Genomic DNA, 20,933 nt, shown 5'->3' on the forward strand with positions numbered 1-20,933 from the left:
AGCCGCTTCTCGCGGCGTCCGCTAAGGTTGTACGCGGTCTGGACGCAGCAAATTCGCACGCGAGCAGGCGGTCACGACTTTGCTTCTGCTCGCCCGCGGGTAATAACGGTGAGGCGCGTCCGTTCGCGCTGGCCGATGACTTGTCGACCGACCTGATGGGATGAATGACCGCTGCACCCAACAGAGCCGTCGTCGAGGCGGTGAGGGTGCCGATGACCGGTGAGGGTCGGTTTCGGGCGACTGCGTCGGGCAGTGACCGGCCAATGCGCGTTGTTCGACGGTCCGCCAGTCTGGTTCCGGCTGCATCCCTAAGCGGTCACTCACGGATCGGCGCCGGCCAAATCAAAGCAGATGCCCTCCGCGATTCCGGGGCGGATCACCGCAAGCGGATCTGACAAATTCAATCTCTCGGCACTGGAAAAACGTCGCCGACGCGACAGGCGTCGCTTATCGTCGCTATGCGACAGACCATCTGCGGATAGAGAAGGGATTGAGCGGGCGAGTCCAGCACGGCGAGTTCGCCGGCTCGCTGTCCCGACTCTACTACAGGCCTTCCTGCGCTTGCTCAGGTAACGCGCACGAAATCTCCTTCGGTGAAGAACCACGCCGACATCGTCCGTGCCAGCTCGAGCACGATCTCCGCGTCGGTCCGGCCGGAGGACGCGCGCACGTGGAACGAATGATCTGCGTCGTCCACCAGATGCAGCGTGGCGCGTGGCCCCAGCGTCTCGACGACCGACCTCAGCAGGTGAAGCTCGGCCAGCTTGTCGCGCGTGCCCTGCAGGAAGAGAATCGGCACCGTGACGTCCGCCAGGTGGTGTGCCCGCTCTACGCCGGGCGCGCCCGCCGGGTGCAGCGGGAACGCGACGAAAGCGAGGCCACGCACGCCGTCGAGCGGGGAGATGGCTTGGGCCTGGGACGTCATGCGGCCGCCGAACGACCTGCCGCCCGCGAAGAGCGGCAGCGCTGGCAGCCGCCGGCGGGCCTCTGCGACGGCTGCCTGCACAGCAGCATGTGCCACGGCCGGCGAGTCCACCCGCTTGGAGCCCCGCTCCATGTACGGAAACTGGTAGCGCAATGTGGCGACATTGGCCGCCGCAAGCGCGTCGGCCAATGACGACATGCCGGCGTGCTGCATGCCCGCCCCGGCACCGTGCGCGAAGACATACAGGGCTCGCGCGTCCTCCGGCACTCGGAGGAGCGCAGAGACCTCAGTGCCGTCGGGCAGTGCCAGGGAAAGCGATTCTGGGTCGTCCATCGTATTCAGGTCGTGTCGTTGTGGCCTTTGCGCCGATTCTGCATCAATGAGGCATCGTTGAGCGTTTGTGGCGGCCTCCGGCAAGGGGCAGATGGAGTTTGCCGGCCGATCCATAGGAGCGTGCGCCCATCGTGAACGGCGCCGCAGTCGCGATGTGTCGGTTGACGACCGCAAGCCTGTGGCGCGACAGTCTGGATGAGAGGCGCGCGACAAACAGGATGAGAATGTCGCGGCGAGCTTGATGATGCCGTTGTTGATTGACGCTGACAAGCGATTAAAGTTGATTGACGCGCGTTCGTTGATTGACGCTGGGCAATGTCGGATTAGAGTGTGCGTCAGGCGACGCGTGTCATGATTCGTTCTCTGGAGTCGCAGGCATGCCGACATTGTTTGGCGTGGCATAGCGCGCAGGGCGTCCTGGCCCCTGCTGTTTGCGCTGCATGGCGGTGCGCCGCCGGTAGCTTTCGACATTCATCTCGAAGATGGTCGAATGATGGACCAGCCGGTCGACCGCGGCCAGCGTCATGGCGGGGTCGGGGAAGACCTTGTTCCAGTCACCAAACGGCTGGTTGGCGGTTAGAAGAAGGGATCGGCATTCGTATCGGGCGCTGATCAGCTCGAATAACACGGAGGTTTCGGCCTGATCCTTGGTGACGTATGCAAAGTCGTCGAGAATGAGCAGGTCGAAGCGGTTCAGACGGTTGATGGCGGCTTCGAGCGCCAGCTCGCGACGTGCAACCTGGAGCCGCTGCACAAGGTCGGAGGTGCGGGTGAACAGGACCTTCCAGCCTTTGTCCAGCAGGCTCAGTCCGATGGCCGACGACAGGTGCGACTTGCCGCCGCCAGGCGTCCCGACCATGATCAGGTTGGCGCCGTTGCGCAGCCACCCATCGCCGGCACACAGTGCCGAGACCTGTGCTTTGGAGATCATTGGCACTGCATCGAAATCGAAGGTCTCCAGCGTCTTGCCCGGTAGCAGCCGGGCCTCCTTCAGATGGCGTTCAATACGACGTCTATCGCGTTCGGCAATCTCGTGTTCGGCCAGCGCCATGATCAGGCGTGCCGCGGGCCAGCCCTCCTTGTCGGCGCGCTCGGCGAAGGCTGGCCAGATCTGTTTGACAGCGGGTAGCCGCAAATCGTTGAGCAGCAGCGACAGGCGGGTAGCATCGAAATCGTGGCTCATGCTGTCATCTCCTGATCCAGGGTAAGCAGGGCTTCGTAGTCGCGCAACGAAGCCAGTTGTACGTGCACTTGTGGGACAGCTGCCGGATCCGGAGCAAAACGCGAGCGCAGTTCGTCCAGATCGGGTAGTCGACCATCGGCCAGGTTCTGTTCGAGCGCATGGGCCAGCTCGGCCTCGCAGGCGCGCTCGTGAGCCAGGCTCAGCAACTCCACCATGGTCTTGCACGCCGCGCGCGAGGACAGTTGCTCGCACAGGCGATCGAAGGTCAGCCGATAGGCCTCGCGCGGGAACAGCTGGTCGCGGTACACAAGGTTGAGCAGCGCCATCGGCTTGCGGCGCAGCGCGTGAATGACATGCCGGTAGTCAATGACGTGGCCATGCTTGCCGCTGGTGCCTGGGCGGCCACGCCGCAACGTCATCAGGGCCGTGCCGCCCAGGAACAGTTCCAGCCGGTCGTCGTACAGCCGCACCCGCAACCGGTGGCCGATCAGCCGCGACGGAACGGAATAGAAGACCTTGCGCAATACGAAACCGCCGGTGGAGGTGATGTAGACACGCGTTTCCTCGTAATCGCTGGTGCGCGTGTTGGGCAGAAGCTGCAGGAACGGCACTTCCGCCTTGATGCGCTTGCCATTACGCGCGTTGATGCGGCTGACGATCTCGTCGATGAAGCAGCGATAAGCGGCAAGGTCGATGAACTCGACGCTGCCGCGCAGCAGCAGCGCGTCGCGGATCGCACTCTTGAGGTGACCATGAGGACTCTCAATGGCGCCGTTCTCGTGTGCGACTCCACGGTTGTTGCACGTGGGCTGCATGCCGTAGTGAGCACATAGGGCTTCGTAACGCGTGGTCAGATCGTCGCGCGCATCGCGATCCAGATTGCGAAACGCCGCCGACAGACTGTCGCTGCGATGCTCGAGCGGTGCTGCGCCAAGTGCCCAGAGCGCGTTCTGAAGCCCTTCGGCGAGGGCAACATAACTCTCGCCACCGAGAATGACGTGAGCGTGTTCAAAGCCCGAGCAGGCCAGACGGAAGTGATACAGGCGATGGTCCAGCGCGGCGCCGGCCACGGTGACGCCGAGAGCCTGCATCTCGGTGAAATCGGACAGCCCGAGCCGACCGGGCTGATGTACCTGGCGAAACATGACCTCGCGTTCCTCGCCATGCAGTGCCCGCCAGACGCGGATGCGCCGCTCCAGTGTGCGGCGCACGTCACGTGAGAGCTGCGGATGGCGCCGAAGCATCTCTTCCAATACTGCAACGGGCCGGATGCCTGGAGCGGAGGTCAGTAGTGGAACAATCTCCGCGTCGAAAATCCCGGCCAACGGATCCGCGCGCCGGCGCTCGCGCGGCGCCTTCTTCTGCGATGGCAACCGTGGATCCTCTTCGATGCGGTAGGCGGTGGCGACGCTAAACCCGGCCCGGGCAGCCGCCTCGGGTGGCGCTTCCTTGAGTCTGTGCTTCATGTAGAGCCTCATCTGGTGGTCGTTGACGTGGCGTCCGGGCACGGCGCACCTCCCATGGCATGGAAGGTTTGTTCATACCCGATCTACCGCGACTACCAAAAAAGCTCCCGGTGAAGGTCGCCTCCTGGCGCGGCATGGCGGCAGCGGTTCCGGGCTACGCCCGTTCCCGCTGCCGCCATGCCCGTTCTCTCATCCTGACTGACGCGCTCCTCTCATCTTGATTGACGCGCGGCACGCAAGCCCGACCTGTGGGCCGCGACGTGATCCCCGCTTTGAGACATCTGCGTATTTGCACGCCTGCATCATTGTCAGCGAGCTGTTACGACACTGCAATCAGCGTCAAAGGAAGTTCTCGAAGGGCAGTTCATTTATCTGGCTCTCTGGAAGAGCATGTCCGGCTGCAAAAGATTCTGGGTCCGGCCATCTTCGGCCGTTCGCCCGCGCGGTCGAACGGACGCTCAAACTTCGGCTCCGCCCCAGACAGCGGACTTTCTCCTCGCGTCGTCGTCCTCAGCTGAGGCTGTCTAGATCGATCCGATGAATCAGCATCACGTTCTTCGCCATATCAACACCCGCAATTCGTATACTTCATTACGGATCCTCCGATTTGCATGGGAAGTCCCTACGATTTTCCAATTTGCGAACGTCAATGACGTCGGCATGCAACGGTTCACCTTCAGCTCAGTCATACTGATGGGCGGGGGCCCGTTCGTATCGTTCAATCCGTCAGCTCTCTGAATGACGGTGCTTTCAGCTCGTTGAGATGGCGGACAAAACAACGGCTGCTCGCTCGCTAGTTCTGTTTGCATCACAACCCCGTAGACCGCCTTGAAAGTGACACAGTTTCGAGGCTAAATCGGCACGTCGGCCTGGTGCGCGCCGAGTTACTGAAAGAAGGACCTGCAATAGCGTGACAGCGCGTTTTGACTGTACGGTCCCGCACGCTTCTACCTTGACTCTCTTTTTAACTCACCGTTGCTGAGGAATCCATGGACCTTGTCCTATTAAGCAAAGCTGTAGTCATGGGCGTCGTGGAAGGGCTGACGGAGTTTCTGCCGATATCGTCGACTGGCCATCTGATACTCACCGGTTCGCTGCTGAATTTTACGAGCGAAAAGGCCAAGGTGTTTGACATCGCAATCCAGACAGGCGCGATAGTCGCAATCATTCTGGTTTATTGGCGTCGCCTCATCGACACTGCCGCCGGCCTCCAGGACGACGGGCGAGCCCGACGTTTCATGGTCAACGTGCTTATAGCCTTTGTACCGGCAGTAGTCGTTGGTCTGTTAGCCGGCAAGGCAGTCAAGGCACACCTGTTTGCCCCGACGGTCGTCGCTACGTCATTTATCGTCGGCGCAATCGTCATTCTCTGGGCTGAGCGGCGGCCGGTGAGTGCAACGCGTGTACATGCGATTGATGACATGTCCCCGCTGGACGCGCTCAAGGTCGGGTTGATGCAGTGCCTGGCGTTGGTGCCAGGCGTGAGCCGATCTGGCTCAACCATTATTGGCGGCATGCTGTTTGGCTTGAGTCGCAGCACCGCAACGGAGTTCAGCTTTTTCCTGGCTATCCCAACCCTGATCGGCGCAGGCGCATACAGCTTGTACAAGGAACGCGGCGTGCTGTCGCTCAGCGACGTCCCGCTCTTCGCGGTTGGGCTCGTGTTCTCCTTTGTCAGTGCGTGGGTCTGTGTGCGCTGGCTGTTGCGCTACGTGGCAACGCATAACTTTGTTCCCTTTGCATGGTATAGGATTGCTTTCGGGATCGCTGTGCTCCTTACCGCCTATATGGGTCTCGTCGACTGGGCCGAATGAAGTGGCCCTGTCGGAGCACTCCCTGAACCGGGTCAACGGTTCTGGTGCAAATAGGAAAGCGGGTTGAGACGTTTCCTATCGGAAGGATACCTTATCCAGCGGACAGGACTGCATTCCATACGGCGGGCGCGGTAGCCTTCTTGAGGCCGAGCTCCGTGAGATCGAACTGGCCCTTGCGAATGCGATGCGTCAATTCGATACCTGAAATTGTGGTCGCGGCGCTCCTGAACCGCTTGAATCCAAGCATCACGTTGGTTCTGGATTTGATGCGACGATGGTCCTGTTCGATCACGTTGTTCAGATATTTTGAGGACCGGACCTTCGTGTCTTCGGGCAGCAGACCATCGGCCTTCATCTCGCGCACCGCGCGGTGCGAGGCTGCATAGCCATCGAGCGTGATGGTCTCCGGCGACCGGCCCTGATGCCTGATAGCCTTGCTGAAAAAGGCTTTGGCCGCGGCCACGTCGCGCCCGGCCCTGAGTATGAAGTCCACCGTCTGGCCAGCCCGATCCACCGCCCGGTACAGGTACACCCATTTGCCGCGAATCTTCAGGTAGGTCTCGTCGACGCGCCACGAGCGACCAGCTGGCGTAGCAAAGCGGTTCCAGCGTTTGACGAACTCCGGCGTATAACGTCTCACCCAGCGCAGGATCGTCGTGTGAGCCAGCGATAATCGCCGTTCGGCCATCATCTCCACCAGATCGCGCAGGCTGAGCTTGTAGTGCAGATAGCAGCGAACGCACAGGATGATGATCTCCCGATCAAAATGGCGTCCACCCAACAACTCCTCCAGACTCTTCAGCTTGCTCATCGCGGGTCATCAGTTCGTTTTGCTCCGACAACTCTAACCGATTCGCCGACCCTATTTGCAACAGAGCCCCACCGCGAACGCCACGCCAACCGAGCTGCCGACCATCGCCATCGCCTTGGTGCGATGCTCTTCGGCGGTGAGGTCGGCGAAGTAGGTGGACACCTATGCTCCTCGCTCATAGTTGCGTTGGGTAGACGTCCATAATGGATCGCTTACGTCTATCATGACTGTCGAGCCAAGCGTGGTCCCAGACTGACACACGCAAGTTCTCCGAGCGGACGAGACCTCTGCGCTGCGCGGTTGCTCAGTAGCGGGCCGTCACCCCTATCGGAGCAGCGGCTCTCGCCAAGCGTTGGCCCTGGGTTATCGTTGTCCTCAAGACATCTTACGCAGCGTTTCGATGAGCAGCTTCAGAAGGCTGGAGCCAATAGACAAGGCTAGACATCCGCGGTCTTTCGAGGGGTCAAACAGGTTCATCCGCCGACATCGTTTTCTTCGCTTCGTCGATTTCCGTTGCAAGAATAATTGCGAGTGCGTTACCCCCACTGTTCAGCGGGCGTCGAGGCCGAAAGACTGCGTCTCCGCGAGTCACGGGCTTGCCACTGAGCGCGCATACGCCTGCAGAGGTTGCGATGGCGCGCGTCCATAGTTGTTCGCCATAGCGGCAGCCGGTCGGACTGCTCCACTCGATTAGTACCGTTCGATCGGAAGGACATTCGAGCAGGCGTACAGATGCGTCTTGCAATCCGGCTGCCGGGCGCCGTTCGCAACAGGTCGCCGACACGTTGACGCCTCCGCTGCGCGGACAATGCAGCAGAGCGCTTGTGATGTATTGCCAACGCGCGTCCTTTCTTCGGGTTTCCGCTACTGCCAAAGCTTTTGAGTCAACGGCAAGCATGATCAAACTCGTTTAGAACTGATCGGAGGGTGCCGTTCCCGCATGTGCGCATACGGCTGCCCCGTAAAACTCGACTGTGTGTCGAACCGGCTCTGCGCCCCGTGCAACACTGACCGCGTCTGTCCATGGAGGTTCGCGTTAAAAGCGAGAATGCCAACCCGTTCTCATCCTTTTTCGATTCGCTGCGGCGTGTGGGCATAGCTCGGCTGGCCGCAGCGCTGGGTAGCAAGCTTTGTCATCGAAAATTAATGCGCTTCCAGGACAATCGGTCTCAGTGGGAGACAGCGACGATCCCGATCGAAAAACGACCATACAAACTGGGCCGAACCCGGCAACTACCAGAGTCACCTCGCATCGAGAATATTGTCTCCGTGCAAGTACCCGACCGACCCGCGATCGCCTGCACTCAGCAGACCTCGTGATTGAAGAACCGGAGCGTCCGCCTCAGACCTTTGATGCGCTGGACTTCTTCTACGACGACGAGCAAGCGATAAGCTATGCGACGGTCTGGGGACTTATCTGGGTCAACTCCAGACCGTAGGCCTTTCCTCGGGCGACCGCCGCCAGGCGCGTACATGTCCATCAGTGAAAGCACGCCGCGCGGGACAGCGTGCCGCGCTTCAGGAGCGCAGGCTAAGTGGCCGAGCAGCGCGACGCGTCCTTCTTGCGCAGAGCCGGATTGCGGCGCGCGGCCGGCAGCAAGACGCACGTTCAATGATGAGCATAGATCGACTGCGCGTCGTTCGCCGCGAGCGGCGCGCCGGCCTGCGAAGCGCCCGTCGTCACGCCGCCGACCGAGGCCGCCTCGGGCGTTTCGGGTTGCGCCGCGATCTTCGCCTCGGCCGCCTGAATGTCGGCGGGATAGTAAGGATCGACCGCTGCTGGACGATAACCAGCTTGTTCGACCCGCACGAGGTCGGCTTGCACCTGGGCGCGGGTCACCGGCGCATTGGCGGCTTGGGCAAATGCGAATGCAGGCGCGCTCAGCGCGCAGGCAATCAGTACGGCCTTGATCAGAGCTTTCATGATGGTTCCCCTTCGGGAGCGTAGCGGCCGCATTCACCATGAACGAGGCCTCGAGCCTCTCCATCCGCGTCGATGAAGAGTTGCTTTCATTCTCGACAGCGGCGCCTGTCCCGATGCTGACCCGCTCGTTACAAGATCGTTATCTTTTCCGGCCGCCGGACGCGCCTGCCGCCACCAGGGGCTGGCGCGCCGGATAAGAGACTTGTAGTTGGCCGGTCAGTCACGGGTAAATGGCCGCCAGTCAAACTCTGCACCACGTAAAGACACCATGCCTTGGCGCCCCGGGGGGCGAGGGCAGCCTTTCATCAAGGAATCGTCATGTGGATCGTCGGACTGGCCCTGCGACGGCCCTATACCTTCGTCGTTCTCGTCGTCCTGCTGTTCATCTCGGGCCGATTGCGATCATGCGCACGCCGACGGACATCTTTCCGAATATCAACATTCCGGTCGTCAGCATCGTGTGGACGTATAACGGCTTTTCCGCTGAGGACATGGCCAGCCGCATCACCCGTTCTCGACGTTCAGGCGATACCAGAAACAGATTGCGTCTTTCCAACGGCCTTGATGTCCGAGCGTGTCGGGCGGGCCACGATATGAGCCGCACAGAGAACCCTATTTGAAAACCGGCGAACAGGTACGCAGCGATACGCTACATGCGGTAATGACTCGCCAACAGAATCGTCGGGTTCTTTTCCCGTTCGGTCAACCTCGTCTTGCTATCGCGTCGAGCAGTGGTTATACATCAGTCAATCGGTGATGCAGCAACGGCGGGGACCCACTCGATCGACTTCGGTCACTGAGGCCCGTATGTCTCGCAAGCCAACGCCGACTATTTCTGAGTGCGGTGTTCACGATTGTCCACGAGAAAATGATGGCAGTCAGAAACAAGGCCTATCTGCAGGGCCGGGTCGAAGCAGCGAAGCCGGACTGAATTCCGGCGACGGTGCTCAAACGGGAGATTGAGGAGCGCGGCTACCCATGCCGGGTAGGTCGACGCTCACGCGCAGTATCTTGCCTTCGTCGACCACGTCGATGCGCGGTTGGAAACGCGGTGAGCTGAAGTCGCCAAACCATCATTCCAGCGCGCCGCGCGCTGCAAACGGATCGTGAAAGAAATCCTCCATCGCACGCCACGGATCGCGTGAGAGAAGTCGCGGAATGTCAGGCCACATGGCACGCGACTGTTCGCTGGCTGGCTGACTCTGCGGGCTGTCCGTGCCGGACTTGCGCCGCTACCCGCGAAGAAATTTGAAAGGCTTCCACTTTGTCAGGTCGGTGGCGACCCCCGGCCGCCACCGGTTTTTTCTCCTGTTGTGCCGCGTCTCTGCCTGGCTCAGTTCGTCTGCACGTCGATCCGGCGCGGACGCGCTTCGTCGCGGCGCGGGATCGTCAGCTTCAGCACGCCGTCCTGCAGGTTCGCGTCGATCTTCGATGTGTCGAAGTCCGGGCTCAGCGAGAACGCGCGCGCGAATTGCGGTTCGCGGATCTCGGCGTGCTGCAGCCGGAGACCGGCGGGCGTCGGCACAACCGCTTCGGCCTCGATATAAAGATTGCCGTCGTGCACCTTCACGTCGAGCTTGTCCTTCGTAACGCCAGGCAGGTCCGCCCACAGCGTAATGCCCTGGCTGTCCTCGAACACATCGACGGCCGGTGTGAGCGTCATCCGCCGTGCCGGCTGCTCACCCTCGCGTTGTGCTACCGCATTCTGGTCGCGTTCAGCAACCTGGGTCTTGTCGTTCATGGCTTGCTCCTTGAATGACTGGCGTTACTGGACGGTAATGGCGCGCGGCTTCGACGCTTCACGCTTGCCCACGCTGATTGACAGGCAACCGTTGGTGTAGCGCGCCTGCACCTTGTCAGGGTCCGCATTCTGCGGCAGCTCGATCACGCGCCGGAAGCTGCCGGTGAACCGCTCCTGCGCATAGGTGCGGGTATCGTCGCGGGTTTCGTCATCGCTCCCGGCCTGAGCGGACTTGCGCTCGCCGCTGATGGTCAGCAGGCCCTTGTCGATCGACACGTCGAGGTCGGCCAGTTTGAGACCGGGCGCGAACGCGACGATCTCGACCGAGTCGTCGGTCGTACCGATGTTGACCTGCGGAAAGGCGCCGAAGCGGCCCGAACGGATACTGGACGGGAAACCGCCGAACAGGCTGTCCATCTGCCGCTGCAGACGGTCAAACTCACTGAACAGGTCGGTTCCGGAAAAGAGATCACTCATCGTATCCTCCTTCGATGCAGCGAGGAGGCGAACGGGCCTACGCGCTCCAGTTCGCCTGCCAGGCCGCTGGCAAACAAATCGAAACACGCAGCGCACCGGACGTGACCGGCGCATCTGCCTGAGCGAAATCCAAGATAGGACCTCTGGCGAAAATTTCAAGGGGTGGTGGTGAAATTCCGGTCTTGAGAATCGCCTGGCAAATCCTATTATCGCGGTGCATTGCAACGGCAAGCGGAGGACACCATGGAATTCGATTCGGACTGGCTCACGCTTGGCAGACACCGCGTCCGGCTGCGCTCGACCCGGGGCTTTCCCACAGAGTTGATGCGCAGCGTGGCGGAGGTCGTGCAACTTGCGATCGACAACAACATGAGTGCCCGCGCGCGACTGGTCGAGATCGTCTTCCAGCACGAGCAGACCTACGATATTGCCGTGGGAACGACGCTTACCGAAGACCGCGTTTGTGCGCCGCAACTGGAAGCGGCGATCGCGGTGGTGCTCGGCCTCCCGCCGGAGCAGGTGAACGTCACCGTGACGACGGTCAGTCAGGAGGAGGTCGACCTGCACTTCGGCGTGTATGAGCGCATGCTCGCCGAGAAACTGGGCGTTGTGCCGCCGATCCAGTGACCGTCGGGCGATCGCGCTGGGCCGCATCCGCAGTCCTGAAGTAATGCGCCGGCCACGACCTGGATGAAACCATCAAGCCAGATGGGAGCCACGTCATGAAAAAACGCCAGGCACTGCTCGCGTCGGCTGTCCTGGCCGGCAGCGCACTTCCGGCCGCCGCGGTAGCCGCAGAGCCGCCTCTGAAAACGTTGCCGTCGCAGCAGGAGATCTGGATCACTGGCACGATCCAGCGGGGCAACGGACAGGACGCGCCGGGCGACTATACGGCGCTCCAGTTGGACCGGCCGTCCACGTCGCCCTGTAACGACAAGGTCGTGACCGACATCGTGCTCGGGAAGGCGGGCGAACCCGGCCCTTTGCTTCTGCTGCCTTATCTGGGGCAACGGGTCGCCGTCAGGGGGCAGGTCATCTGTCCTGATTCCGGTACCCGGTTTGCGCCGACGCCGGACTTCGTGTTTCCGATTTACTGACGGCAGGGCCGGCACGGCGGACCTGGTAACGAGCGCCGGTCGCGCACTGAAGATGCTGCCGCGCTCGCGACAGATTTCATGGCAGCTTGGCGTCGTTGAGGCAAAAAAACCGGCGCGTGCGCCGGCTTAAAGTTCGGTCGTTTTCGAGGCCGCGCGGAATCTGAGAGAACTACATAATAGGCCACGCACGTGAAATCAATTACCCGAACACTACTGGAAACACTTTCATTTTCTTGCCGGCGTCGAGCCAGGGGCGACGAAGCGCGCCTTGCCCGATCTTCTCAGGTCCAGGCTTTCGTTTGTACCGGTGCCCAGCGCGACGCTGGCCAATTGGGAAGCGAGCCGGGTCCGGGACCGCGGGAATACCGCCGTGTGACCAGCGACCTGATCGCTACTTCAAGCGCGGGCAGGATTGACCGGTTTGCGGAAATACATGGTCCAGACAGCTGGAAGCCCGCGAGGCCAGGCTCTACCCGAAGTCATGATGACCGGGACCTGAGCCTATGCCGAGTAGCGGTTCAACTGTTTGCACAGGGTAATGCCATCCATGCGGGGCATGTCCGTGTCAGTCACGATCACGTCCGGAAGCCGCGAACACGCAAGTTCAAGCGTAAGCGGTCCATTATCGACGTCTACCCAACAGCACTCTGAGCGAGGAGCCTAGGTGTCCACCGATTTTTGAACTGCCCCCGGAATGCTGGACGCGGTGACCCGCATGGCGCAAGAGTACGGGATCAATGTCAACCTGCTGCGCAAGTGGATCACGAAATACCTGATGGAGCGCGAGAAAGGCGTCTCGCCGACGACGCGGGATAACGGCGACGACCTCTCCTCCGAGTTCTCACCAGCTCGCCGTTGCCGCGGCACCGCCACCCGCGTTCGTGCCTGTCGTTTCGTACCGCCTGCGTCCACACCGCCATCCCCGTCGATGACGCTCACGCTGCATGTGCATCTGTCGATTTCTCTCATGCTTTGGCCCCATCCGGCAGCAGTTTGCGCTGCCCAGACATCGGACGAACGCGGCATGTCATCGTGCCGTACTCCAGGAACGCTTCGTCACATGGCAGGGTTGGACTGTCTCTGCCGCATCTGAGAAAGCCATCTGATAAGGATAACTACGCTTTCGCTAAAAAGGTGGTCTACAGCCGTCAACATGACAAACCAACGACGACAGTCGACGCACCGGAAATGCGGCACCGGATGATATTCATTCGCACCGCTGGTGCAGGCGGCCATAGTCCTTGCCCGTGCGCATCACGCCCAGACAGGCGCAGCAGGGTTTGGGTCCTTCATCGTCGTACTCTGCCAGCACATTCGGTTTCTCCGGAGATGCCGTCGTGACCCATGCCTGCCAGCGTCGACTCACGTATCGCTGCGGCAGGTCAAGGAAAGTTACGCGCATAGATTTTCGGTACGCATGAGGTGGTCTTTAGCGGTGGGGTCGGCCTTCGGCCTTGGATCTATACAGTTCTGGCACCAGCGCAAGCAGAAGACGTTTGGGCGTGAAGAACCGCGCCGAGACGTGCGTCGCCACATGCCACGTGGCAGCAATGTTCATTTTACGCAGCCTCATGTCGGGACCGACGAGCGCGCTGACAAAGTGCAGATCTCCAAGCGCATTGCCGATGATTTCTTCTCTTATCACCGCTCGTTCAGGTGGCTCGAGTGCACCAAACGACAACCCTGACATTTCTCGAAGTATTCGATACATGCTGTTGTAATGGTGGAGTGTTTTTGCTGCAACCATCGTTGAATCCGCCCGTAACCGTCTTTTGTATAGTCTTTGGTTTAGCACTGCGACTTTAAGCCTCTGGTTCAGCATCAACGACACAAAAAAACAATTGTCTTCATATACCATGCCATCCGTGAAGCGCAGGTCGCCTATAGCGGACCGTCGTGCGATAAGGCAGCATGGCGACACGCAATATCGCCCTTGTCGCAGCGATTCGACGACAAAATCTCCCGACCATATGGGTGAGTCTCCCAGCGGCCGCTGGTAGTAGTGTTCTTCGAGCCTGTACACCGGTGAGTCGGGCGGAAAGACCACAGCCTCGAAGACGACCACGTCAACGTCCTGGTTCTTGAATTCCCGATAGCAGACCCTCAAGGTATCCTTATCGATGATGTCATCGCTATCCATGTAATAAAGATAAGAGCCAAACGCGACCGATGTGCCTAAGTTGCGCGCAGCGGACGGGCCGCGGTTTTGCTGGCGGATATATCTGAAACGGGGGTCGCTTGCACACAGCTTTTTCGCGATCTCGCCTGTGGCATCTGTCGATCCGTCGTCTATGATAATCGCCTCGAAGTCGGTAAACGACTGTCCGGCAATGCTTTGCAGCGCTTCCTTGATGTAGTCCTGCACATTGTAGGCCGGCATGATGATTGAAAAGGCTGGCATAGCTCGGGTCCCTTGGCTAGTAGTTCACACTCGAATGTGTCGACCGCTGCCATACCCGGGATGCTGCCATACCCGCGATCGCAGAAGGACGGCCGGCTACCGCGACTTTCGTAAGAAGGTTGGATTGACGCCGACAAGGTCGACGAGTTCCTGCCGCGTTGAGGGGCGGCGAAAGAATGGGAAATGAGGCCCATGTTGTCACGCGCGCAATCGAAAACAGTGGAAACCCTGGCCGTTATTCGTCCGATTATCGAACGCGCCCGCAGTCGCGTGGCCGGTTCGGTAAGCTCATATCTGATTGGACCGAGGTCTCGATATTCATGCAACCTCGCTCGCCTTGACCCTCGCTCTCGGATTTTTGAACCATTTGTCTGCATCGCTCCGTAACCACGGAAGCTCGATTGACTGGACGAGTTCTATGCATTACGCGTGGGCCGGTTGATACATTCATCGTGGTCTCAGCACGGCCACATCCCATCTCAGCCCAGACGGGACGTGCACAATACGGATACGATCAAGTTCCTCAAACCCGGCCCTCAACCGTTTCCATGTGCGTACGCCATCGGCGTGATGCCACATGCTGACGACAAGTATTCCACCGGGCGCAAGACAACGTGCGAATCGACTGAGATATTCTTCTGGATTCCTGAGGTAATAGAGTACTTCGTTAAAGACGATGACGTCGAACGGTTGTGAAGTCTTGAACGCGGTGACATCCGCTACAGCGAACGCCGCTCCCTGGATGTTCGACTGGCGTGCCTTCTCGATGGCGGCTTCCGACAGGTCGATACCGAGATAACTGGATATTGCGGCACCCGAAAGCCAGCGTGCGAGGATCCCTGTGCCGCACCCAACGTCCAGAACGCGGGCCGCCGGTTTGAAGTGCAGGCAATATCCCACGATCACGCTGTACCGGCCGACTTCCTTCGTAGTGGAAAGAAAATCCCAAGCTCCGGAATCGTACTCGTCATTCCATGTCTTATTCGAGATCGAGGCGTTGTTAGGCGGCATAATCATAGCCTTGACTGCAACCGGCAAGAGCTTATGAATAGGCCATTCCAGAATCCTTTTAAGTCGTCTCGCAGTGCTTACAATCGCGTTAGCATTGAACAAAGCTACCTCCTTCCAGAAATCAACATCAGCAACGCGGATGCCGAGTGTCCGAATTGATGTCACGGGCAGGCACCTATCAATGGTTGCAGAAACCATGCTAACGGGTGGACTGTACATGCATCGATGACGCTCCTTGATAGGGCGTACTGCGGCGGACAAATGGCGGAGAGTCACTTGCCGGCGTGGGGGCGAATTGGAGCGAAGGCCGGGTTGCCCGGCGCGCTCGCATCGATATTCTTGTCGAGCGCGTAGTTGCCGGTGAGGTCACGCGCGACGTTTCCCAGATAGCTCAGAGAATTGACCAGCTTATATGGGTGATTGCGTAACTGGCTATTGAACGCGGCGGGCCTCCATGCCGCGTTGCTCATGTGTGCGCCTGTAACGTATCTGCGGTTCATGTCGTGGCGAGCGCTGAGCGCGCCCGTGCTTTTTGACCAGTCGAGCGCCCGGGGTTAGCGACGCTGCCGCCGCTGTCTACGCCGGTCGCATGGGCGCGGAAGCACGGATTGCCCGCGCCGTTGTTCGGGGTTCCTATGCCGGTCGCGACCGGCAGGTCCCAGTACGTCGGGAGCTTGAACGAAGCCACGCGCCGCACATCGCGGACAACTATGGCCCTGACGCACCGCTTACTGTGCTTTGCCGATTCAATACCTCTCCAAATAGCGTTTTGCATGATTCTTAAGAAATACTTAAAAACTATTAAAGATCCAGAAAATATACTTCTCAAGTGATACCTCTCGGGTGTCACATGCCGAGGCCGATACGTGAGCAGCGCCCCACGAGCATTGATGGCGGAAGCCAGGGAAAACGTCAGTACAAACCGCCCAAGAAGCTGGAAAGGGCGATCAGCAGGCGCAACGCCAGCTCGTTAAGGAGGCCGCTGCCAAGGCGGCTTGAACCCGCCCCCGGAGGTTGAGTTCGAATGACTCACCTGCCGCGCGGAAACCGCGGCGGGTCACGCATAGGAGACGTGCGGTGTTGCACGCTCGCATGAACGGCGGCGCAGTTGGTTGTGCTGGCTCGAGCGGTGGATTATCCACCAGTCACCGAGCAATTCCTTACGGGTATGGTCATGTTTTTATCAGGCAAGGCCTCTTGCGGGTGCCATAAGGGCTCTGCTGCAAATAGACGGTCTGCGGGGGCAGCGGTATCTTTGAGGTCGACCTTCGCGAGGCTCAATTGGCCTTTGCGAATACGATGTACCAATTCGATACCTGAGAAAGTGATCGCTGCGTTCCCGAAACGTTTGAAACCGGGCATGACTTTCGTCCGGGACTTGATACTGCAGGTGGTCCTGCTCGACCTGATTATTGAGATCTTCAAGGATCGGACCTTCGCCTTCTCGTCGTGTCTGACGCTGAGCATGAAGTCTACCGTCTGGCCTGCCCGATCCACCGTCCGATGAATATAGACCCACTTGCCGCGCAGTTTGAGGTAAGTCTCGTCGACGCGCCACGAGCGGCCAGTGGGCCTGCCGAAGCGGTTCCACGTTCAACGAACTCCTGCGCATAACGCCGCACTCAGCGCAGGATCGTCGCGTGCGCCAGCGAGAGACCTCGTTCCGTCATCATTTGGACCATATCGCGCAGGCTAAACTTGTAGCGCAAAAACCAGCGAACACACAGAATGATCACTTCACGGTCAAAGTGACGGCCCGCGAACAGTTCGTCCAGGCTCTTCGGTTTGCTCATCGTCGGCTCTCAATTTGTTCAGTCCGGCCCCTTAGCGGATTCGCACACGCTATTTGCATCAGAGCCCTTCACACCTTGCCTTCCTCGACAAAGCGATCCGTCTCCGCAAGCACATGCAGCGCGTCGCGATGATGAGGACCGCGTAAGCGGAGTAGAGCACGTCGAGCACCGCGATCTGGCCGATCTTGGCGGTCGTGGACTCGGGCGCTTCAGTGCGCTCGATCGCATCGGCCTGCTCGGCTGTAATGAGCGAGATGTCCGCGTAGCGTGTTATCGGTGACGACGGAAAGGACGTAATGCAGACAGTAAGCGCTCCTCGTTCGCGCGCGACCTGAGGCGCGCGCACCGTGGTTTTCGTGCGTCCCGAGTTACTGATTCCGAACACGACGCATTTGTCGTCGAGATTCACGGACGCGAACTGCTGGATGCTCTGATCCCGGTAGAAAATACACTTCTTGCCCACTCGCAAGAATCGCAGCACGCCATTTTCCGCAGCAAGCGCGGAAGTGCCGGTCGCAAAGAAGACCACGTATTCGCACGCACTCAAAGCTTCCACGACGCGCGCGACGACCTCCGGCTGCAACTTCGCCATGGTCTGGTCGAGTGTTTCGCGTAGCGCGCCGTGCACGTTGCGCATGACGATATCCAGCGAATCGTCGGGCTTGATATGGTCGTAAATTTCACGCGTCTCGCTTGCGGGAAGTTCCTGCCGGCGGCGTGACAATTCCTCGGCCAGCGATATCTTCATCTGCTGGAAACTGTCGAAGCTGAACTCTTTCACGAAGCGCGTCACCGTCGCTTCCGACACTTCGCACTTCTCGGCCATTTCGCGGATCGTCATCGACTTCGCCTGCGCAGGCGCGCGCACGATATGCAGGCCGATCCGCCGCAGCGCCGGGTTCAGTTCCGGCAGGCGCCCGCGTATGAGCGCGATGGTTCCGTTGACAGTGTTCATGGATCGAATTTATACCGGTAGTGAAGCCGGATTCAAAGAAACGCCGTTGACACGGAAGGCACGGCGGCGACCAATGCCAGCCCCACAATCAGTGCCGCGAGGTAGCCCCAGATCCGGCGCATGGCGAGCGAAGGGTCCACGCGGCCGATTGCGCATGCCATGTAGTATCCCACTCCGAAAGGCGGGGCAAACAGACCGACACCCATCGCCAGCACTACCACCATCGCATACTGTACCTCGTTGATGCCGAGCGTCCGCGCAACGGGAAACAGCAGTGGACCGAACAGGACTATAGCGGGGATGCCTTCCAGTACGCTGCCCAGCACGATGAACGCGGCGACCGATACGACCATGAAAGTCGCGGCGCCGCCAGGAAGATGCGACATCACGTCGGCAAGGTCCTGCGAGAAGCCTGACTGCGTCAGCGCCCATGCCATGCCTGTCGCCGTGCCGATGATAAACAGAATCGAACCTGACAGCGCGGCCGTGTCTACGAGCATTGCTTTAAGTCTGCGCCATTCGAACCGACGGTAAATCACCAGCCCGACGGCCACCGCATACACCACGCCGATTGTAGATACTTCTGTTGCCGTCGCCACGCCCTCCACGACTGCCGTGCGAATGACAACTGGCAGTAGCAGTGCGGGCAGCGCTATCACGAGGCTCCGGCCAATCACGCTCCACGCTGGGCGCGCCGCTTGAACCTGCTCTCTGCGGCTGCGAAACCATACCATGACGCACAGCGCGAGCCCCAAGGTCACGGCCGGCAGCAAGCCGCCGGTGAAGAGCGCGGTAATCGAGACGCCCGTTACCGAGCCGATAGTAATCAGCACGATACCCGGCGGCACGGTCTCCGTCTGTGCCCCCGTTGCCGCGAGCAACGCGGTCAGATCGCCAGGGTCGGAGCCGCGCTTCTGCATTTCAGGAAACAGCACCGGTGCGACCGCGGCCATGTCCGCGGCCTTCGAACCGGAAATGCCGGACAGCAGATACATCGCGCCGATTAGTACGTATGACAGGCCGCCGCGTACGTGCCCAAGCAGGTTGGCGAGGAATGCCACCATTGCGCGTGCGATGCCGGTCATTTCCATCAACTGACCGACAAACACGAAGAGCGGCACGGCCAGCAACATGACGTGGGACATGCCCTCGTCCATCCGGCTGACGACCACAGTAAGCGGCACGGATGTCGTCAGCGCGAGATAGCTGAAGGTCGCGAGACCAAACGCGAAGGCGATCGGAACCCCCGCCAGCACCGTCAGCGTAACGATGCCGATGAAGAAAATCACCAGGTTGTAGTTGCCGAGCCCCAAGAGCGCGTCGCTCACGGTCGCGGAGGCATTGAAATTTCCGGCGGTCCAGCTGTTCGTTGACCGCGCGTCAGAGGCGCATCGAGGATTCGATCTACGCGATGAGGATGCGCCCATCGTTGCCGACATATGTCGAGACCTCGACGGCATTGCTCTGGCGATCGAACTGGTTGCCGCCCGGTTCGAATCTTTCGGTCTCCGAGGGTTGGCGGAGCTTCTTAACGACGGGCATCGACTCCTGAGTCAAAGCCGGCGCACTGTGTTGGAACGCCATCGCACGCTGGGCGCGGCGCTAGACTGGAGCTACTGGCTCCTGACACAAGTCGAAAGCACGATCCTGCAGCGTCTTTCCGTGCTCTCCGGTCCGTTCACGCTAGAAGTCGCAGTCGATCTGGCGAAAGACAGTGAAATCACGGCGAACGACGTTATCGGCGGCGTGGGCCAACTGGTTGAAAAGTCGTTGCTTTGCGCCGATGTAAGCGACACCATCGCACGATACCGTCTGCTGCGCATCACCCGCGCTTACGTGTTGCAAAAGTTCGCCGAGAGCGGCGAGGCGGAAACGATCATGCGGCGCCACGCTACGCAACTTCACCACGCCTGCAGTTGACTGTTGGCGGAGGTCATAGAAAAAGTAGACGGGAGGCGAGCGTGGCGATTTTCGCGCCATCCGCTCCGGCAGCGCTCGATTCTCGAATGCATCAATGAGCCCGCAGATGATGTCGTGAACCGCGATACGAGGCCGGCCGCGTTCATCGCGCAACTTGCGCACCATCGCGGCGCCCATTCTCGAGCAGAAAATCGCGCAATAGCTTCGCACTCGGTCCGATTCGCTTCGAAGGCGTTGTCAGGTTACGTGACCCGTCGGATAAGATGGCACGATGAAGAAATCGAAATCGCTCTATCACGGTCACCGTTTCCCGGCTGGTGTCATCAGCTGCGCTGTTCGATGGTATTTCCGCTTCCAGTTGAGCTTGCGTGACATCGAGGAACTGCTCTTCGAGCGCGGTGTGACGTGACATACGAGACAATCCGATGTTGGTGCGATAAGTTTGGCAAGGGCTTCGCTCACCGGGTGAAAGCGGCGCGACGCAAGCCGGGTAACACGTGGCACCTTGACGAGATGTTCGTCACGCTGCGTGGCGAACCGTATCTGCTGTGGCGTGCGGTCGACGAGCATGGCGCCGAACTCGACATCCTGCTGCAAAAGCGGCGTGACAAAGCCGCTGCCAAACGCTTCTTCAAGCGTGTGCTGCGTTCGAGCCCGGTGCCGCGCAAGATCGTCACCGATCAGCTGCGCAGCTATCCGGCGGCAAAAGCCGAGATCCCGGAACTTGCGAACGTGAAGCACGTGTTCGTCAAAGCGGCAGTTCGGCTGAACAACCGCGCGGAGAACAGCCACCAACCGACACGCGAGCGCGAGCGGCGCATGCGCGGCTTTCGCGACCCGAAACGCACGCAGAAATTTCTCTCGTGCTTCGGACCGATCCGGCAACATTTCGCGCTCAAGCGGCATCTGCTGCGCGCGTCTCTCTACCGCAAACAGCTCGCTCAACGGTTTGACGCGTGGCATCGTTTCACCGAGTTCACCCAGAATCCGTCGACTGCTTTCTGACCAGTAGTCGTATCTGCCCCCGTGCCGCCTCACTCTCGGCAAGTTGACAAAGCCATCCGAGGAGATCCGCTCGATAC

18 protein-coding genes and 7 pseudogenes are annotated in these 20,933 nt (G+C 60.0%); 8 read left to right on the forward strand and 17 right to left on the reverse strand.

Features of this window, described 5'->3' with window-relative positions; genetic code table 11:
- Positions 1–565 precede the first annotated feature (565 nt).
- The 3 genes from RW095_RS01800 to istA all read right to left on the reverse strand — a co-directional run bounded on the left by RW095_RS01800 (position 566) and on the right by istA (position 3,949).
- A complete protein-coding gene (locus tag RW095_RS01800) occupies positions 566–1,258 on the reverse strand; it encodes an alpha/beta hydrolase family protein (protein WP_317016089.1) in 693 nt (230 codons plus the stop codon).
- Between the two features lie 349 nt (positions 1,259–1,607).
- Complete coding sequence (gene istB / locus RW095_RS01805; protein WP_317014949.1) at positions 1,608–2,441, reverse strand: IS21-like element helper ATPase IstB; 834 nt, start codon at positions 2,439–2,441, stop codon at positions 1,608–1,610.
- Positions 2,438–3,949, reverse strand: a complete 1,512-nt coding sequence (gene istA / locus RW095_RS01810; protein WP_449406531.1) for an IS21 family transposase — start codon at positions 3,947–3,949, stop codon at positions 2,438–2,440. The genes istB and istA overlap by 4 nt, the downstream gene beginning before the upstream one ends.
- A 947-nt stretch (positions 3,950–4,896) precedes the next feature.
- On the opposite strand from istA, the gene RW095_RS01815 reads away from it, so the two are divergent.
- Positions 4,897–5,721: an undecaprenyl-diphosphate phosphatase gene (locus RW095_RS01815; protein ID WP_317016090.1), complete on the forward strand. Its 825-nt coding sequence runs from the start codon at positions 4,897–4,899 to the stop codon at positions 5,719–5,721.
- Between the two features lie 91 nt (positions 5,722–5,812).
- Here RW095_RS01815 and RW095_RS01820 read toward each other — a convergent pair whose 3' ends face one another.
- Positions 5,813–6,532, reverse strand: a complete 720-nt coding sequence (locus tag RW095_RS01820; protein ID WP_317016092.1) for an IS6 family transposase — start codon at positions 6,530–6,532, stop codon at positions 5,813–5,815.
- A gap of 463 nt (positions 6,533–6,995) precedes the next feature.
- Positions 6,996–7,430 carry a DUF3331 domain-containing protein gene (locus RW095_RS41145; protein ID WP_394365057.1) on the reverse strand — a complete coding sequence of 145 codons (435 nt, stop codon included), beginning with the start codon at positions 7,428–7,430 and terminating at the stop codon, positions 6,996–6,998.
- A gap of 418 nt (positions 7,431–7,848) precedes the next feature.
- On the opposite strand from RW095_RS41145, the gene RW095_RS01825 reads away from it, so the two are divergent.
- A complete protein-coding gene (locus RW095_RS01825) occupies positions 7,849–7,971 on the forward strand; it encodes a hypothetical protein (RefSeq protein ID WP_317016093.1) in 123 nt (40 codons plus the stop codon).
- A 170-nt stretch (positions 7,972–8,141) separates the two neighbouring features.
- Here RW095_RS01825 and RW095_RS01830 read toward each other — a convergent pair whose 3' ends face one another.
- On the reverse strand, positions 8,142–8,456 hold the full coding sequence (locus RW095_RS01830) for a DUF4148 domain-containing protein (protein WP_317016095.1): 315 nt from the start codon (positions 8,454–8,456) through the stop codon (positions 8,142–8,144).
- A 318-nt stretch (positions 8,457–8,774) separates the two neighbouring features.
- Here RW095_RS01830 and RW095_RS01835 point away from each other — a divergent pair.
- Positions 8,775–8,965 (forward strand): annotated as a pseudogene (locus tag RW095_RS01835) (efflux RND transporter permease subunit); the annotation flags it as partial.
- A gap of 468 nt (positions 8,966–9,433) precedes the next feature.
- Here the strand turns inward: RW095_RS01835 and RW095_RS01840 are convergent.
- From RW095_RS01840 to RW095_RS01850, 3 genes and pseudogenes are all read right to left on the reverse strand, one after another.
- A pseudogene (locus RW095_RS01840) lies at positions 9,434–9,727 on the reverse strand (Hsp20/alpha crystallin family protein); the annotation flags it as partial.
- 62 nt (positions 9,728–9,789) lie between these two features.
- The gene (locus RW095_RS01845) at positions 9,790–10,197 is read right to left on the reverse strand and encodes an Hsp20/alpha crystallin family protein (RefSeq protein ID WP_317016097.1); all 408 of its coding nucleotides are present in this window, start codon (positions 10,195–10,197) and stop codon (positions 9,790–9,792) included.
- 24 nt (positions 10,198–10,221) lie between these two features.
- On the reverse strand, positions 10,222–10,674 hold the full coding sequence (locus tag RW095_RS01850; RefSeq protein ID WP_317016098.1) for an Hsp20/alpha crystallin family protein: 453 nt from the start codon (positions 10,672–10,674) through the stop codon (positions 10,222–10,224).
- 243 nt (positions 10,675–10,917) lie between these two features.
- On the opposite strand from RW095_RS01850, the gene RW095_RS01855 reads away from it, so the two are divergent.
- Positions 10,918–11,301 (forward strand): hypothetical protein, encoded by a 384-nt coding sequence (locus tag RW095_RS01855; protein ID WP_317016099.1) that lies wholly within the window; start codon positions 10,918–10,920, stop codon positions 11,299–11,301.
- A 95-nt stretch (positions 11,302–11,396) separates the two neighbouring features.
- Positions 11,397–11,771, forward strand: coding sequence for a hypothetical protein (locus tag RW095_RS01860; protein ID WP_317016101.1), 375 nt, complete (start codon positions 11,397–11,399; stop codon positions 11,769–11,771).
- A gap of 501 nt (positions 11,772–12,272) precedes the next feature.
- Here the strand turns inward: RW095_RS01860 and RW095_RS41150 are convergent.
- A pseudogene (locus RW095_RS41150) lies at positions 12,273–12,389 on the reverse strand (response regulator); the annotation flags it as partial.
- A 338-nt stretch (positions 12,390–12,727) separates the two neighbouring features.
- On the opposite strand from RW095_RS41150, the pseudogene RW095_RS41660 reads away from it, so the two are divergent.
- Positions 12,728–12,877, forward strand: a pseudogene (locus RW095_RS41660) (IS6 family transposase); the annotation flags it as partial.
- A 323-nt stretch (positions 12,878–13,200) separates the two neighbouring features.
- Here the strand turns inward: RW095_RS41660 and RW095_RS01870 are convergent.
- From RW095_RS01870 to RW095_RS01905, 7 genes and pseudogenes are all read right to left on the reverse strand, one after another.
- On the reverse strand, positions 13,201–14,172 hold the full coding sequence (locus RW095_RS01870) for a glycosyltransferase family 2 protein (protein WP_317016103.1): 972 nt from the start codon (positions 14,170–14,172) through the stop codon (positions 13,201–13,203).
- A 447-nt stretch (positions 14,173–14,619) separates the two neighbouring features.
- On the reverse strand, positions 14,620–15,402 hold the full coding sequence (locus RW095_RS01875) for a class I SAM-dependent methyltransferase (RefSeq protein WP_317016104.1): 783 nt from the start codon (positions 15,400–15,402) through the stop codon (positions 14,620–14,622).
- Positions 15,403–15,455: 53 nt separating this feature from the next.
- Entirely contained in the window at positions 15,456–15,653 is a 198-nt protein-coding gene (locus RW095_RS01880; protein WP_317016106.1) for a hypothetical protein, read from the reverse strand.
- A 766-nt stretch (positions 15,654–16,419) separates the two neighbouring features.
- Positions 16,420–16,976: pseudogene (locus tag RW095_RS41155) on the reverse strand (IS6 family transposase); the annotation flags it as partial.
- 58 nt (positions 16,977–17,034) lie between these two features.
- Positions 17,035–17,931: a MurR/RpiR family transcriptional regulator gene (locus RW095_RS01895; RefSeq protein ID WP_317016108.1), complete on the reverse strand. Its 897-nt coding sequence runs from the start codon at positions 17,929–17,931 to the stop codon at positions 17,035–17,037.
- Between the two features lie 32 nt (positions 17,932–17,963).
- Positions 17,964–19,247 (reverse strand): annotated as a pseudogene (locus RW095_RS01900) (TRAP transporter large permease); the annotation flags it as partial.
- An 88-nt stretch (positions 19,248–19,335) separates the two neighbouring features.
- Positions 19,336–19,473: a hypothetical protein gene (locus tag RW095_RS01905; RefSeq protein ID WP_317016109.1), complete on the reverse strand. Its 138-nt coding sequence runs from the start codon at positions 19,471–19,473 to the stop codon at positions 19,336–19,338.
- A gap of 30 nt (positions 19,474–19,503) precedes the next feature.
- On the opposite strand from RW095_RS01905, the gene RW095_RS01910 reads away from it, so the two are divergent.
- Both RW095_RS01910 and RW095_RS01915 read left to right on the forward strand, forming a co-directional pair.
- Positions 19,504–19,851, forward strand: a complete 348-nt coding sequence (locus RW095_RS01910; protein WP_317016111.1) for a hypothetical protein — start codon at positions 19,504–19,506, stop codon at positions 19,849–19,851.
- 271 nt (positions 19,852–20,122) lie between these two features.
- Positions 20,123–20,856 (forward strand): annotated as a pseudogene (locus tag RW095_RS01915) (IS6 family transposase).
- Positions 20,857–20,933: the final 77 nt, after the last annotated feature.

The organism is Paraburkholderia kirstenboschensis, assembly GCF_032806925.1.
GTDB classification, from domain to species: Bacteria; Pseudomonadota; Gammaproteobacteria; order Burkholderiales; family Burkholderiaceae; genus Paraburkholderia; species Paraburkholderia kirstenboschensis.